The sequence below is a fragment of the Streptomyces sp. P9-A2 genome (assembly GCF_036634175.1).
GTDB classification, from domain to species: domain Bacteria; phylum Actinomycetota; class Actinomycetes; order Streptomycetales; family Streptomycetaceae; genus Streptomyces; species Streptomyces pratens.
This window is the reverse complement of record NZ_JAZIFX010000001.1, coordinates 4,307,737-4,322,443: the sequence shown is the minus strand read 5'-3', so window position 1 is coordinate 4,322,443 and position 14,707 is coordinate 4,307,737. Positions and strand designations below refer to the sequence as shown.

The window sequence follows — 14,707 nt, the reverse complement described above, 5'->3', positions numbered from 1 at the left end:
CTCCGGGACGACCTCTGGGGTCGTCCCGGAGCCCGGCTCCTTCGCGTGGACGCGGGCGGGAGGCCGAGGGCCTCTACTCCTCGTCGTCCTCGGGCTTCTCCGACTCGTTGAGCTCCTGCTCCAGGCCGAGCTGCTCGACGAGCCACTTGTCGAACTCGATCGCGGCCCGCACCCAGCTGACCGTCGAGGAGACGAAGTGCTCCAGGCTGACGCCCGTGCCGATCAGCATCTGGGCCTCACCGATGAGGCGGACGGTGCCGTCGTCATGGGTGTGGGTGTAGACCTTGGGCCACAGGGTGCGGCGGTTCCAGTCGTCGATCGACTCGAGGATCTGCTGCTTCTCCTCGATCCCGTGCGGCCGGTCGTAGAACGTCCGCACGGAGAAGATCTGCTGGTCGTCCTCCCCGCGGAACATGAAGTAGGTACGGAACTGCTCCCACGGCGCCGCGAGGTCTCCCTCGTCGTCGACGACGTACTTGAGCTCCATCTGGTCGAGGAGCTGCTTCACGAGGTCCTGATCCGGGACCACGGGGCCCGCGGGGCCCTGGGGCTGCGGCTCGGGCTGGCCCCCGAAACTAGGAATCGAGGACGGGTCGATGGACATGCTGGGACTCTCCTGCGGTCGTCTGGCGTCCGGCCGTGGATGGGACCAGACGTATGTCCCACCCTCTCTCTCTTGGCACGTGCCGGGCAACCTGCCTGGCCGAGGGGTCTCCCCACGCGCCGGCCTCCATGATCACATCCAGATGACCATGGAGGCCGCACCCCTGGGGGGTATTACAGCGTCTTGCCCGTGGCCGGGCCCACCAGGAGGCCCTCGCCGGCGCGGTCCACACGGACCGTGTCGCCGTCCTTGATCTCGCCGGACAGGATCTCCTTGGCGAGCCGGTCGCCGATGGCGGTCTGCACCAGGCGGCGCAGCGGGCGGGCGCCGTAGGCCGGGTCCATGCCCTCCTCCGCCAGCCAGGCCAGCGCCTCGGGAGTGATGTCCAGGGTGAGCCGGCGTTCGGCCAGGCGCCGGCCCAGCCGGTCGAGCTGCAGTGCGGCGATGCGCTCCAGCTCGGGCTTGGTCAGCGCCGAGAAGACGACGAGGTCGTCGAGCCGGTTGACGAACTCCGGCTTGAAGGAGGACCGGACCACTTCCAGGACCTGTTCCTTCTTCTGCTCCTCGGTGGTCAGCGGGTCGACCAGGAACTGGCTGCCCAGGTTGGACGTCAGCACCAGGATCGTGTTGCGGAAGTCGACCGTGCGGCCCTGTCCGTCGGTGAGCCGGCCGTCGTCGAGGACCTGGAGCAGGATGTCGAAGACCTCGGGGTGGGCCTTCTCCACCTCGTCGAGGAGCACCACGCTGTACGGGCGGCGGCGCACGGACTCGGTGAGCTGGCCGCCCTCCTCGTACCCGATGTAGCCGGGCGGGGCGCCGACCAGGCGGGCCACGCTGTGCTTCTCGCCGTACTCCGACATGTCGATGCGGACCATCGCCCGCTCATCGTCGAAGAGGAAGTCGGCGAGCGCCTTGGCCAGTTCGGTCTTGCCGACGCCGGTGGGGCCGAGGAAGAGGAAGGAGCCGGTGGGACGGTCCGGGTCCGCGATTCCGGCGCGGCTGCGGCGCACGGCGTCCGACACCGCCCGTACGGCCTCGCTCTGGCCGATGAGCCGCCTGCCCAGCTCGTCCTCCATGCGCAGCAGCTTCTGCGTCTCACCCTCCAGCAGGCGGCCGGCGGGGATGCCGGTCCAGGAGGCGACGACGTCCGCGATGTCGTCGGAGCCGACCTCCTCCTTGACCATGGTGTCCTTGGCGACCTCCTCCTCGGCCTCGGAGGCGGCCTCCAGGTCGCGTTCCAGGCCGGGGATCTCGCCGTAGAGCAGCTTGGAGGCGGTGTCGAAGTCGCCCTCGCGCTGGGCGCGTTCGGCCTGGCCGCGCAGGCCGTCGAGCTTCTCCTTCAGCTCACCGACCCGGTTCAGGGACTGCTTCTCCTTCTCCCAGCGGGCGTTGAGGCCGCGCAGTTCCTCCTCCTTGTCGGCGAGGTCACGGCGCAGCTTCTCCAGGCGTTCGAGGGAGGCGGCGTCGGTCTCCCTGCCGATCGCCAGTTCCTCCATCTTCAACCGGTCCACCGCGCGCTGGAGTTCGTCGATCTCGACGGGCGAGGAGTCGATCTCCATGCGGAGCCGGGAAGCCGCCTCGTCGACCAGGTCGATGGCCTTGTCGGGCAGGAAGCGGGAGGTGATGTAGCGGTCCGAGAGGGTCGCCGCCGCCACCAGCGCGCTGTCGGCGATCTGCACCTTGTGGTGCGCCTCGTAGCGGCCCTTCAGGCCGCGCAGAATGGCGATGGAGTCCTCGACCGACGGCTCGGCGACCAGCACCTGCTGGAAGCGCCGTTCCAGCGCCGGGTCCTTCTCGATCCGCTCGCGGTACTCGTCGAGGGTGGTGGCGCCGACCATGCGCAGCTCGCCGCGGGCGAGCATCGGCTTGAGCATGTTGCCGGCGTCCATGGCGGAGTCGCCGCCGGCACCGGCGCCGACGACCGTGTGCAGCTCGTCGATGAAGGTGATGATCTGGCCGTCGGATTCCTTGATCTCGGCGAGGACGGTCTTCAGCCGCTCCTCGAACTCGCCGCGGTACTTGGCCCCGGCGATCATCGCCCCCAGGTCGAGCGCGACGAGGCGCTTGTCCTTCAGCGACTCGGGCACGTCCCCCTTGACGATCCGCTGGGCGAGCCCCTCGACGACGGCGGTCTTGCCGACGCCGGGCTCGCCGATGAGCACGGGGTTGTTCTTGGTGCGGCGGGACAGCACCTGCACGACCCGCCGGATCTCCTGGTCCCGGCCGATCACCGGGTCGAGCCTGCCCTCGCGGGCGGCGTCGGTGAGGTCGGTCCCGAACTTCTCCAGGGCCTTGTACTGGCCCTCGGGGTCGGCCGTCGTCACTCGACGGGCTCCTCTCGTCTGCTGGAAGGCTGCCTGCAGCTTCTTCGCGGTGGCGCCCTGTCCGGCCAGCATCTCACCGGCCGCGCCGCCCTTCGCCGCGATGCCGAGGAGCAGGTGCTCGGTGGAAAGGTACTCGTCGCCCAGGTCGCGGGCGCGGGACTGGGCGTCCGCGATGACGGCGAGCAGCTCACGGTTGGGCTGGGGCGGGGCGACGGTGGACCCGGTGACGCTCGGCAGTCCGGCGAGGACGCGCTCGGCCCCGGCGCGTACGGCGGCCTGGTCGGCGTCGACCGCGACGAGCAGGTCGGTGATGTTCTCGTTGTCCTGCCCTTCGAGCAGGGCGAGCAGCAGATGGGCGGGAGTCAGGTCGGGGTGCCCCCCGGTCAGGGCCCGGTTGCCGGCCGCGTTGATCGCGTCCCGGCTCCGGTTGGTCAGCTCGGCGTCCACGTTCGCGTTCTCCTCCTTGCGATGACCATTCAGCGGCCTCGATGGCTGACATCGGCTTGGCTGACTCGGTCAGCGTACACAAACTTGAGTCTATTCCACTCAAGGTGAGGACGGGAGGGCCGCAGCGGTCGAGTTCCCGGGCATTCCGGCTTCAGGCGCGGCCACCGCCCGCGCACATCGCCCGCGCACATCGCCCACAGGCATCCATACGACGAAGACGAAGCCCGGCGAGCGTCCCGGCACAAGGCGGACGCGAGGACACGGCAAGGACGCGAGGACACGGGCACGGACACAAGGGCACGGACACGGACACGAGGGCACGGCAAGGACGCGATCAGCGCATGGCGGGCCCGCACGCGGGGAACGACAACGCCGGCCGTGGGTGACACTGAGGGCGGCGGGTGCGTCGTGCGGGCCGGTCGGGGTGCGCGTCGAAGGTGCGGGCAGGGGGCCACGGGTGGGCGCCGCCGGTACCGGGTCCGACCCGGGAGACCAGGGCGATCGCACTCACACGCGTGGGGAGGCAGGGTGGGACAGGGGTGAGGCGGCGGTGAAGATCCGTAGCGTCCGACAACCGGTTCCGGCCATCACTCGATCCTGGCCATACCCGGAAATGTCCCTGAAAAATGCAGTGGCGTCACCGTGTTCAGGTCACGGTGACGCCACTGCTGGGGGAAGCGCCTGCGCGATCTTTTACGACGGGGGAATCGCGTCAGGCGCTGCGGGGGGTGGCCGAGATGGTCCGGGGAGCGGGAGAGTCGGACTCCACCTGCTCATGGTCCCGTTGATCCAGGTTCACAAAGATCATTCCGTACCGGATGGCACACCGCACGGGCTGCGGCGCTCCTCGGGGCCGCCGCAGACACCGGTACGCCCGTACGTCCTGGTCCTCGTCGCGCGTGACGACGACCGGTTCACCGAACACGGTCACCATCAGGGAGTCACCGCTGTGGGGGAGAGCGGTGACCAGGTCGATGAAGTGCCATCCGGACCGATAGGCGGTGGCCATCTCGCGGCGAAAGGATCGGTCGTCGGGAGGCGTGGTCATCACTCAGCCCCAGCTGCTGTCGTTCGCGACCACGGGAGCGGGCACGCCCCAGCTGCTGTCCCCGGCCACGGGAGCGGGAGCGCCCCAGCTGCTGTCCCCGGCCACGGGAGCGGGTACGCCCCAGCTGCTGTCCGCCCGGACGTCACCCTCCGCGTCGACCAGGACACCCAGTGCCCCGAAGGCCATGGCGGCGGAAAACGCGGCGACAAGCACCGAGCGAAGCGTTCTCTTGCGCATAGTCGGCTTCGTCCTCACTCGAAGATCACCCTTTTCCCCCGTCACGTACGACGATGGCTCATTCGGGCACGTCATGGCCACACAATCGGTGCATCATGTTCCTGCATGTTCAGGACCCTGTGGGGTGGAGATTTGACAATGAATCGGACCAATGAGGCACATCCCCATACGGTCACCGAACTGTGCGAGGCCGGCAGCCGTCTCTATGCCGACGCCCTGCGCGCGGGCCGCATCGCCCGCACGGACGTGGAGCCCGCTCCCTGTCTGATGGAGCTCGCCCTGCTGCACCCCGACCCGGACGACCCCACCTGGCTGCGCCCCCTCTCCCCGGCGGTGGCCCTGGCCCACCGGCTCAACCCGCTGGAACGGGAGATCACCCAGCGCAGGCGGATGTCGATCGAACTGGCCGACGCCTTCGAGCCGTTCATGGCTCTCAGCGCCCAGACGACGATGACCACCCACTCGATCACGGTGCTGGAGGGCTTCGGCCGGATAAACGCCGCCCTCGATCTGGCCACCGCGCAGTGCCGGTCCGAGATGCTCACCGTCCAGCCGGGCGGCCGTCGGCTGGAACACACCCTCGCCCAAGGGCTGGAGCGCGACCAGCAGCTGACCGAGCGGGGGGTGCGTATCCGGACCCTCTACCAGCACACCGCCCGCCACAGCCCCGAGACGCTGGCGTACGTGGCACGGTTCGACACCGGCAGAGTGGAGTACCGCACCATCGACGAGCTCGTGGAGCGGCTCGTCATCTGCGACGAGACCGTGGCCTTCATCCCCACCCGTGACGACCGTCAGGTCGCCCTGGAACTGCGCCACCCCGGCCTCGTCCGCTACCTGATCAAGGTCTTCGAGTTCATGTGGGCCCGTGCGGTCCCCCTGAGCATGGGCGCCCCGTACGAGTCGGCCTCGGACGGCCTCACGGACATCCAGCACTCCATCGCCAAGCTCCTCGTGGAGGGCCATGTCGACGAGGCCATCGCCCGGCGCCTGGGCATGAACGTCCGCACCTGCCGCGCCCACATAGCCAAGCTGGCCTCCGCCCTCGGCAGTGGCAGCCGCGCCCAACTGGGTTACCTTATCGCCCAGTCGGGGATCCTCGAGCAGGAGCGCTGAGAAGCGGGGATGAGCGAGCCACCTGTGACGGCGGGGAAGCACGACCACGGAAGGGAGGAACTGTGCGGGGCGGGGGTGGAGTTGTACGCCCGTTCCCTGCGTGAAGGGCACGTCCGCGTGCAGGAGGCGCGCACTGCTCCCTGCCTGGTCGACTTCGGGTTGTTGCACCCGGCCGTCGACGATCTGAACCGTCTGGAGCCCGTGGAGCCGACCGTGGCCCTGCACGGGATGCTACGGGCCCGCGAGGAGCGGATCGCGGACGAACGGCGGCGCGAGGAGCGCCTGGCCGAGACATTCCGACCGCTCACGCGAATCGGCAGGCCCCGCCCGACGGGGACGGACCCCCCGATGATCCGGGTTCTCAGCGGCTCGGAGCGGATCAACAGCGCCCTCTTCGAAGCCCTGGCGGAAGGAACCGATGAACTCCTCTGCGTCCAGCCGCACAGGAACCACTACAGCTCAGCGCGCGGTGTGACCGCTCAGGCCCTCGCCCTGGAGCGCGACCAGGCCTTCCTCGATCGCGGCGGCCGTATCCGCACCCTGTACCCGCACAGCCAGCGCCACGTACTGATGGTCATCGCGCGATACGAGCAGTTGAGGGGTGACGCGGAGGCCCGCACTCTCGACGAAGTGACCGACCGTCTCATCGTCGTCGACCGGACCGTCGCCTTCGTCCCCTCCGACAGCGACGGCCGCGTCGCGCTGGAGATCCGGCATCCTACGATCGTCGGCTACCTGGCCACCGCCTTCGACCGTTTCTGGCGCCTGGCCACGCCGATGCACCCCCGGGCGGTCCGCCGGCCCACGCTGGACGGCGTCACCCCCCCGCCAGCACGCCATCGCCCGTCTCCTCGTCGAGGGCCACACCGACGCCGTCATAGCCGACCGCCTCGGCATGAACGTCCGCACCGCCCGCGTACACATCGCCAAGATCGCCGCGACACCGGGCAGCGGGAGCCGGGCTCAGCTCGGGTACCTCATCGGGCAGTCCGGGATTCTCGACCAGGACTCGTGACGGAGGCGGAGGCCGCCGCTGACCGCGGCGGGCCGTCCAGGCCGGTCTGGGCTATCTTGACGCCCAGCTGGGTGCGGCTGGCCGCGCCCAGCGTCTCCGACAGCCGGGCGATGTGGGCCCGGCAGGTGCGCACGCTGATCCCGAGCCGCTCCGCTATCACCGCGTCCTGGTGGCCCTCCGCGAGCAGCGCCGCGATGGACCGCTCCCGGTGGGAGACGCCCTCGAAGCCGGTGTCGGGGAGCGGGGCGGCCAGCGGGAGGGCGAGCCGCCACAGCCGCTCGAAGACCGTGCCCAGGTACTCCACCAGCGCCGGGTGCCGCAGCTCCAGGGCCATCGAGCGCTCGGCGTTGGCGGGAATGAAGGCGACCGTGCGGTCGAAGAGGATCAGCCGCTCGGTCACCTCGTCCAGCGTCCGCGCCTCCACCGCGTCACCCATCAGCTCCAGGTACGTGTGCAGCCCCTGGCCGTGCCGGGCCACATGCGTGTAGAGGTCCCGCATCCGCACCCCGCGCCCGCGCAGCGCCGTCGCCCGGTGCAGGCCCTCCGACAGCTCCGCCTCGCGCCGGATACCGCCGGGCTGGACCGTCAGCACCTCCGTGGTGCACGCCTGCGTCGCCTCGTCCATCGCGGCCTGGATACGGGCCACCCCGTCCAGCACCCGGATCGCCGGGCCTTCCCCGGCCGAGGCGGCGAAGGCCTGCGGTGACTGCGTCCCGCGGCCGAGGCCGGCGTACCACTCGAAGGCGTCGACGGCCGAACCCACTCGGCGCTGGCTCGCGCTGACCTCGTCGTACATCCCGCGCAGCAGCCGGGTCATGACCTCCTGCGGGGCGGTCGGCACCAGCCAGTCCATGTCGTCGGGGTCCGGGTGCAGCAGGGCCAGGTCCAGCAGACAGGGCACCGGCTCCGCGTCCCGGCGCGGCACCCGCCCGCGCCGTACGGCCCGGGAGTACACGCGATCCCCGATGTCGCACAGTCGGTCAGCACCATGCGGATGCTCGTCCGTCCCGCGCCCGGCCATTGCCCGTCCCACCCCCCGGTTCAGCCACTTTCCGATGCGCAACTATGCGCGGACCCACCCGGCTCCGCAACACGGCTCCCGTCGGAGCCACCATCGAAAAGCGCCGGTACGACCACCTATCTCCCCGCCTCGCCTCGCCACCTTGCAGCAAACCGGCGGCGGTCGGCCCCACATGAGCGGAGCGAGAGCGGCAGGGCGCGGGGCCCGGAGCGCGGGGCCCGGAGCGCGGCGCGGGCGCGTGCGGGAACGAACACTGCCGGGGAGCGCGGCTGTCCGCGCTCCCCGGCAGAGCGGTCGACGGGGCGGTCGACGCGGTCCGGCGGCCGAAGACCCGCCGCCGGACGGGCCTTACTTCACCCCGGCCTCGTCGCACGCCTCCTTGTAGGCGGCCGTGCAGATGTCCGAGACCTTGTAGAACCCGTCGGCGACGACCGTGTCCATGATGTTCTTCTTGGTCAGGGCGACCACGGGCACGAGCTGCGCCGGAATGTCCTTGTGGGTGGGGCTGTCGACGCGGTCGCTGGTCAGCGCGTCGAACTGGATGTTCTTGCCCTGGACCCGCGCCACCGCGATCTCCGCCGCGTTGTCCGCCTCGGTCGAGTAGGACTTGTAGACGCTCATGAACTGGTCGCCCAGGAGGATCCGCTGCACCCCGGCGAGTTCGGCGTCCTGGCCGGTGATCGGGGGCATCTCGGTGACCCCGGCGGCCTTCAGCGCCTTGATGACGCCGCTCGCCATGCCGTCGTTGGCGGAGTAGATCCCCACGATGTTGCCGGCGCCGATCGCGGTGATCGCCTCGGCCATGTTGGCCTCGGCGTTCTCCGGCTTCCAGTCCTTGGTGTCGTAGGTCTTGGCGATGGTCACCGCGTCCTGGAGCTCGGACAGCGCCCCCGCCTTGAACTGCTTGGCGTTCGGGTCGGTCGGCGAGCCGTTCATCATGACGATCTTGCTGGTGACCCCGGCGTCGCCGCCGAGCGCCTCCAGCAGGGAGCGGCCCTGGACCTCGCCGACCAGCTCGTTGTCGAAGGATATGTACGCGTCGATCGGGCCCTCGGCCAGCCGGTCGTAGGCGATGACGGGGATGCCCGCGTCCTTGGCCTTCTTCACGTCCTCGGCGATGGCGTGCGCGTCGACCGCGTCCAGCACGATGACGTCGACCTTGTCCTTGATCATCTGCTGCATCTGGCTCGACTGCTTGCCGGCGTTCGCCTCGGCGTTGGCGTAGTCGACCTTGCCCTTGTCGCTGGTGAGCTCCTCCACCTTCTTCTTGAAGATGGGGTAGTCGAACTGGTCGTACCTGGTGTTGGCCGTCTCCGGCAGCAGGAGCCCGATGGTGACATCGTTCCCCTTGGTGGGGCTCGCTCCGTCGCTGCTCCCTGTCGCGTTGAGCGCGCCGCAACCGGCGAGCGTGAGGGACATGGAGGCGGCGGCGACTGATATGGCGATACGACGCATGCGAGGGCTCACTTCAGTACGTTTTTGGACGTGGGCACAACATTGCGGCCCATGTGACTGAAAAGCCAACGCTCCAGCGACCAGTGGCGTCAAGACCAACTACTTAACGAGATGAACACAGCACCGTGCGCTGAAGTCGTGTGGGCTCGGCGAAAGAATCGCACACATATCCCACACGCGCACACACGTGCTGCTCACAGCCGTGCGCGGGGCGTACACGGAGACACCGGGGACTCCGGGTGACAAGCCGTCAGCAGCCCGTACGCAGAAGGGACTCAGAGGTTCGTTCGAACCTCCGAGCCCCGGCCGGTACTTCACTTTTGCGCCAAACAGAACTTCTCCGTCAGGCCGCAGCCTTCCCGCCGAGTCACTTCCGTCACAGCACCACCGCCCCGGACCGACACTTTCGCGCCGTCCGACGGCGACCGGACCGCACGCACGCCGACCGGACCGGACCGGACACACAGGTCGACCGGACCGGACGCACGCAGGTCGACCGGACCGTACGCCGGCCGTCAGTCGGTCTGCTGCTGGCGCTTGGGCCGCCACACCACCAGCGCACTGGTCTGCTGGACCTCCTGGTACGGCACCAGGTCCCGGCGGTACGACGCGTGCACCGCCGCCTCACGCTGCCGCATGGTCGCGGCCACGCCGTCCAGGGCGCCCTCCAGCTCCGCCACCCGGGCCTGGAGCGCGGCGACCTGGTCCTCCAGCTCGATGATGCGCTTGATGCCGGCCAGGTTGATGCCCTCGGTCTGCGACAGCTGCTGCACCTGACGGAGCAGCTCGATGTCACGGGCCGAGTAGCGGCGGCCCCGGCCCGCGGTGCGGTCCGGCGAGACCAGCCCCAGACGGTCGTACTGACGCAGCGTCTGCGGGTGCAGCCCGGAGAGCTGGGCCGCCACCGAAATGACATAGACCGGAGTGTCCTGCGTCAGTTCGTACGGATTGCGTCGACGACCGTCCATCGCCCTCAAGCTCCCTTCGCGGCCTGGAACAGCTCCGCCCGCGGATCATCGTCCGCGGTCGCCTCTCGATACGCCTCCAGTGCGTCACGAGCCTTCCCCGGCAGGTCCTTGGGGACACTCACCTCGACGGTGACCAGCAGATCACCGCGCGAGCCGTCCTTACGGACCGCTCCCTTGCCGCGGGCCCGCATGGTCCGCCCGTTGGGTGTCCCCGGGGGCAGCTTCAGCGTGACCGGCGGACCGCCGAGCGTCGGGACGCGGATCTCACCGCCGAGCGCCGCCTCCGGGTAGGTGACCGGGACGGTGACGGTGAGATTGTCCTCCTTGCGGCCGAACACCGGGTGACTGCCGACGTGCACGACCACGTAGAGGTCGCCCGCCGGGCCGCCGCGCTCGCCCGGAGCGCCCTTGCCGCGCAGCCGGATCCGCTGGCCGTCACTGACCCCCGCCGGGATGCGCACCTGCATCGTCCGCGAGGACTTGGCCCGGCCGCTGCCCTTGCAGATGTCGCAGGGGTTCTCCGCGGTCAGGCCGCGGCCCTTGCAGTCGGGGCACGGGTCGGTGAGCGAGAAGCCGCCGCCGCTGCCCCGGGCGACCTGCCCGGTGCCGACGCAGGTCGGGCACACGCGTGGTGTGCCGTTCTTGTCGCCGGTGCCCGAACAGGCCTTGCAGGCCTGCTGGGAGGACATCCGCAGCGGGACCGTCGCCCCCTCGATCGCCTCGGTGAAGCTCAGGGTGACCTCGGACTCGATGTCCTGGCCGCGCCGGGGCTGGGTACGCGTGGTGCCCGTGCCGCCGCGGTTGAACAGTCCGCCGAAGACGTCGCCGATCCCGCCGCCGAAGCCGCCGGCGCCGGCCTGGCCGCCGCCCTGAGCACCGCCCTGGCCGCCTCCGAAGAGGTCACCCAGGTCGAAGTTGAACGACCCGGCACCGCCCGCCCCCGGCCCCGCGCGGAAACCGCCGTTGCCGAAGAGCGAGCGGGCCTCGTCGTACTCCTTGCGCTTCTTGGGGTCGCCGAGGACGTCGTTCGCCTCGGAGATCTCCTTGAACCGCTCCTCCGCCTTGGCGTTGCCCTTGTTGGCGTCCGGGTGGTACTCGCGGGCGAGCTTGCGGTACGCCTTCTTGATCTCGGCCTCGGTGGCGTCCTGGGGGACGCCGAGGACCTTGTAGTAGTCCTTCTCGATGAAGTCCTTGGTGCTCATCCCCGACGTCCCTCCTCTCCTGCCCAGCCGGTCTTTCCTGACCTGCTCGTCCTGCCCGCCCTCGCCGGCGTGCGGACGCCGGCGAAGGCGTCAGCCCTCCTGGGGGCCACCTGTCTCCTTGTCGTCCGCCGCCGCCTCGGTGCCCTCCTCGGCCGGCTTGCCCGGCTGGGCACCCGGCTGCGGTTCCGCCACGGCCACCCGCGCGGGGCGGATGATGCGCTCGCCGATGCGGTACCCCGGCTGCAGGATCGCCACGCACGTCGTCTCGGTGACGTCCGGGGCGTAGGAGTGCATCAGGGCCTCGTGGATCGTCGGGTCGAAGGGCTCGCCCTCCTTGCCGAACAACTGCAGGCCCATCTTCGCCACGGTCGACTCCAGCGACTCGGCGACGGACTTGAACCCGCCGACCAGCTCGCCGTGCTCCCGCGCGCGGCCGATGTCGTCGAGCACGGGCAGGAGCTCGGTCATGAGGTTCACCGCGGCGACCTCCTTGACCGCGATCCGGTCGCGCTCGACCCGGCGGCGGTAGTTCTGGTACTCGGCCTGGAGCCGCTGGAGGTCCGCGGTGCGCTCACCGAGCGTCGTACGCACCTGGTCCAGCTGGGCCACCAGCCCGGCGTCGGGACCCGGGTCCCCGGCCGGGGCCGCCGCCTCCTCCGCGGAGGGGGTGGCGGCCTTCGGCTCGGCCTCGTCGGCCGGAACGCCTGAGGGGACGTCGGGCTGCTGCGACTGCTCGTCGAAGCCCGGGGTCTCCTCGGTCACGCCGCACCGTCCTTACGTTCGTCGTCCACGATCTCGGCATCGACCACATCGTCGTCCGCCCTGGCCTCACCGGCACCCGCGCCGGCTCCGCCGGCCGCCTGGGAGGCCTGCGCGTCGGCGTACATGGCCTGGCCCAGCTTCTGGGAGACGGCCGCGACCTTCTCCGTGGCGGTGCGGATCTCGGCGGCGTCCTCGCCCTTGAGCTTTTCCTTCAGCTCGGCGACGGCGGCCTCGACCTCGGTCTTGATCTCGCCGGGGACCTTGTCCTCGTTGTCCGCGAGGAACTTCTCGGTCTGGTAGACGAGCTGCTCGCCCTGGTTGCGGGACTCGGCGGCCTCGCGGCGCTGGTGGTCCTCCTCCGCGTACCGCTCGGCCTCCTCACGCATGCGGTCGACCTCGTCCTTCGGGAGCGAGGAGCCGCCGGTGACGGTCATCTTCTGCTCCTTTCCGGTACCGAGGTCCTTCGCCGTGACGTGCATGATGCCGTTGGCGTCGATGTCGAAGGAGACCTCGATCTGCGGGATACCGCGCGGCGCCGGCGGCAGACCGGTCAGCTCGAACATGCCGAGCTTCTTGTTGTACGCCGCGATCTCGCGCTCGCCCTGGTAGACCTGGATCTGCACCGACGGCTGGTTGTCCTCGGCCGTGGTGAAGATCTCCGAGCGCTTCGTCGGGATCGTGGTGTTGCGCTCGATCAGCTTGGTCATGATGCCGCCCTTGGTCTCGATACCGAGGGACAGCGGGGTGACGTCGAGCAGCAGGACGTCCTTGACCTCGCCCTTGAGGACACCGGCCTGGAGCGCGGCGCCGATCGAGACGACCTCGTCCGGGTTCACACCCTTGTTGGCCTCCTTGCCGCCGGTCATGCCCTTGACGAGCTCGGCGACGGCGGGCATACGGGTGGAGCCACCGACCAGGACGACGTGGTCGATCTCGGACAGCGCGATACCGGCGTCCTTGACCACGTTGTTGAACGGCGTCTTGCAGCGCTCCAGCAGGTCCGCGGTCAGCTGCTGGAACTGGGCGCGGGTCAGCTTCTCGTCGAGGTGCAGGGGGCCCTCGGCGGAGGCGGTGATGTAGGGCAGGTTGATCGTGGTCTCGGTGGACGAGGACAGCTCGATCTTGGCCTTCTCGGCGGCCTCACGGAGGCGCTGGAGCGCCATCTTGTCCTTGCCCAGGTCCACGCCGTGCCCGGACTGGAACTGCTTGACCAGGTAGTCGACGACGCGCTGGTCCCAGTCGTCACCACCGAGGTTGTTGTCACCGTTGGTGGCCTTCACCTCGACGACGCCGTCACCGATCTCGAGGAGGGAGACGTCGAACGTACCGCCACCGAGGTCGAAGACCAGGATGACCTGCTCGTCCTTGTCGAGGCCGTACGCCAGCGCGGCGGCCGTCGGCTCGTTGACGATGCGCAGCACGTTCAGACCGGCGATCTCGCCGGCCTCCTTGGTCGCCTGGCGCTCCGCGTCGTTGAAGTACGCCGGGACGGTGATGACCGCGTCGGTCACCTTCTCGCCCAGGTACGCCTCGGCGTCCCGCTTCAGCTTCTGGAGCACGAAGGCGCTCATCTGCTGCGGGTTGAAGTCCTTGCCGTCCAGGTTGATCTTCCAGTCGGTGCCCATGTGGCGCTTGACCGACCGGATGGTCCTGTCGACGTTGGTCACGGCCTGCCGCTTGGCCACCTCACCGACCAGCACCTCGCCGTTCTTCGCGAAGGCGACGACGGAAGGCGTGGTCCTGGCGCCCTCGGCGTTGGTGATGACGGTGGGCTCGCCGCCCTCCAGAACGCTGACGACGGAGTTAGTCGTGCCCAGGTCGATGCCGACCGCACGTGCCATTTCGATTCCTCCAGCTGACTTGAGTGGAACAGACTCAAGCATGCCTGACGTCCGGCGCCGGGTCAACAGAACTGAGTCGACGGGACTCAACTCTTATCCGCTCCTTACGCGCAACCGGGCGCCGGCCTGCGGTTTCGCGCAAGGACGCGAGACGCGAGGACGCGGCAGGAGCCACCCGCCGACAGCCACCCGCCGGGAGCAGGCCACCGGCGGCCTCGACGGCGACGCCGCGGCGACGCCACCGCCACCGCCGTTCCGGCGGTCACGCCGGGGACGGCATCAGCGACAACGCGGCCGGGGCGGCGGCGCGCGGTGGCCGGGCGGCAACGGCACCCGGTGGCGCGCGAAAGCCTCGCGCGCGACACAGAGGCACCGCGCGGGACGCCGAGGCAACCGCGCGGAGGCGCCGCGCGGAGACACCGAGGCACCGCGCGGAGGCGGCGGAGACGCCTGCGGGCCGCCGGGACGGTGGCGCCGGAACAGCGGCATACGGATACAAGTGTGCGTCACGGATATAAGTTGGTGACGTATGCCCCGCTTTGACGGCCGTCGCGCGGCCGCGTCCGGGGCGTTCCCCAAGGCAAGCCTCAGCGATTCAGATCACCCCGTACCCGACTACAGTGCGGCTGGGGTTGGGGGTAGTCTCAGACGGACTGCATAAGTTACC

Annotated in this window: 11 protein-coding genes and 1 pseudogene; 2 read left to right on the top strand and 10 right to left on the bottom strand. The window is 69.8% G+C overall.

The annotated features are described in order from the left end of the window. Positions 1 to 73: 73 nt before the first annotated feature. From V4Y04_RS19625 to V4Y04_RS19610, 4 genes are all read right to left on the bottom strand, one after another. On the bottom strand, positions 74 to 604 hold the full coding sequence (locus V4Y04_RS19625) for a YbjN domain-containing protein (protein ID WP_332429498.1): 531 nt from the start codon (positions 602 to 604) through the stop codon (positions 74 to 76). A 173-nt stretch (positions 605 to 777) separates the two neighbouring features. Further along, entirely contained in the window at positions 778 to 3,375 is a 2,598-nt protein-coding gene (gene clpB / locus V4Y04_RS19620) for an ATP-dependent chaperone ClpB (protein WP_332429497.1), read from the bottom strand. Positions 3,376 to 4,087: 712 nt separating this feature from the next. Then, entirely contained in the window at positions 4,088 to 4,423 is a 336-nt protein-coding gene (locus tag V4Y04_RS19615; RefSeq protein WP_332429496.1) for a hypothetical protein, read from the bottom strand. Positions 4,424 to 4,426: 3 nt separating this feature from the next. Next, on the bottom strand, positions 4,427 to 4,660 hold the full coding sequence (locus V4Y04_RS19610) for a hypothetical protein (protein ID WP_332429495.1): 234 nt from the start codon (positions 4,658 to 4,660) through the stop codon (positions 4,427 to 4,429). A 138-nt stretch (positions 4,661 to 4,798) separates the two neighbouring features. On the opposite strand from V4Y04_RS19610, the gene V4Y04_RS19605 reads away from it, so the two are divergent. Continuing rightward, positions 4,799 to 5,776, top strand: coding sequence for a helix-turn-helix transcriptional regulator (locus tag V4Y04_RS19605; protein WP_332429494.1), 978 nt, complete (start codon positions 4,799 to 4,801; stop codon positions 5,774 to 5,776). Between the two features lie 9 nt (positions 5,777 to 5,785). Beyond that, positions 5,786 to 6,791, top strand: a pseudogene (locus tag V4Y04_RS19600) (helix-turn-helix transcriptional regulator). Here V4Y04_RS19600 and V4Y04_RS19595 read toward each other — a convergent pair. The 6 genes from V4Y04_RS19595 to dnaK form a co-directional block, all read right to left on the bottom strand. Next, positions 6,754 to 7,812: a helix-turn-helix transcriptional regulator gene (locus V4Y04_RS19595; RefSeq protein WP_332429493.1), complete on the bottom strand. Its 1,059-nt coding sequence runs from the start codon at positions 7,810 to 7,812 to the stop codon at positions 6,754 to 6,756. The pseudogene V4Y04_RS19600 and the gene V4Y04_RS19595 overlap by 38 nt on opposite strands. Before the next feature lie 348 nt (positions 7,813 to 8,160). After that, positions 8,161 to 9,267, bottom strand: a complete 1,107-nt coding sequence (locus V4Y04_RS19590; protein WP_332429492.1) for a sugar ABC transporter substrate-binding protein — start codon at positions 9,265 to 9,267, stop codon at positions 8,161 to 8,163. A 515-nt stretch (positions 9,268 to 9,782) separates the two neighbouring features. Beyond that, positions 9,783 to 10,235, bottom strand: coding sequence for a heat shock protein transcriptional repressor HspR (locus V4Y04_RS19585; protein ID WP_332429491.1), 453 nt, complete (start codon positions 10,233 to 10,235; stop codon positions 9,783 to 9,785). 5 nt (positions 10,236 to 10,240) lie between these two features. Then, positions 10,241 to 11,437, bottom strand: coding sequence for a molecular chaperone DnaJ (gene dnaJ, locus V4Y04_RS19580; protein WP_332429490.1), 1,197 nt, complete (start codon positions 11,435 to 11,437; stop codon positions 10,241 to 10,243). A gap of 90 nt (positions 11,438 to 11,527) precedes the next feature. Next, on the bottom strand, positions 11,528 to 12,199 hold the full coding sequence (grpE, locus tag V4Y04_RS19575; protein ID WP_332429489.1) for a nucleotide exchange factor GrpE: 672 nt from the start codon (positions 12,197 to 12,199) through the stop codon (positions 11,528 to 11,530). Then, positions 12,196 to 14,040 (bottom strand): molecular chaperone DnaK, encoded by a 1,845-nt coding sequence (gene dnaK, locus V4Y04_RS19570; protein WP_332429488.1) that lies wholly within the window; start codon positions 14,038 to 14,040, stop codon positions 12,196 to 12,198. The genes grpE and dnaK overlap by 4 nt, the downstream gene beginning before the upstream one ends. Positions 14,041 to 14,707 lie beyond the last annotated feature (667 nt).

Excerpts from the sequence above, each read along its gene's own strand:
- V4Y04_RS19625 (WP_332429498.1), bottom strand. The coding sequence starts at position 604 with ATGTCCATCGACCCGTCCTCGATTCCTAGTTTCGGGGGCCAGCCCGAG.
- V4Y04_RS19615 (WP_332429496.1), bottom strand. The coding sequence starts at position 4,423 with ATGACCACGCCTCCCGACGACCGATCCTTTCGCCGCGAGATGGCCACC.
- V4Y04_RS19610 (WP_332429495.1), bottom strand. The coding sequence starts at position 4,660 with ATGCGCAAGAGAACGCTTCGCTCGGTGCTTGTCGCCGCGTTTTCCGCC.
- V4Y04_RS19605 (WP_332429494.1), top strand. The coding sequence starts at position 4,799 with ATGAATCGGACCAATGAGGCACATCCCCATACGGTCACCGAACTGTGC.
- V4Y04_RS19595 (WP_332429493.1), bottom strand. The coding sequence starts at position 7,812 with ATGGCCGGGCGCGGGACGGACGAGCATCCGCATGGTGCTGACCGACTG.
- V4Y04_RS19590 (WP_332429492.1), bottom strand. The coding sequence starts at position 9,267 with ATGCGTCGTATCGCCATATCAGTCGCCGCCGCCTCCATGTCCCTCACG.
- V4Y04_RS19585 (WP_332429491.1), bottom strand. The coding sequence starts at position 10,235 with ATGGACGGTCGTCGACGCAATCCGTACGAACTGACGCAGGACACTCCG.
- dnaJ (WP_332429490.1), bottom strand. The coding sequence starts at position 11,437 with ATGAGCACCAAGGACTTCATCGAGAAGGACTACTACAAGGTCCTCGGC.
- dnaK (WP_332429488.1), bottom strand. The coding sequence starts at position 14,040 with ATGGCACGTGCGGTCGGCATCGACCTGGGCACGACTAACTCCGTCGTC.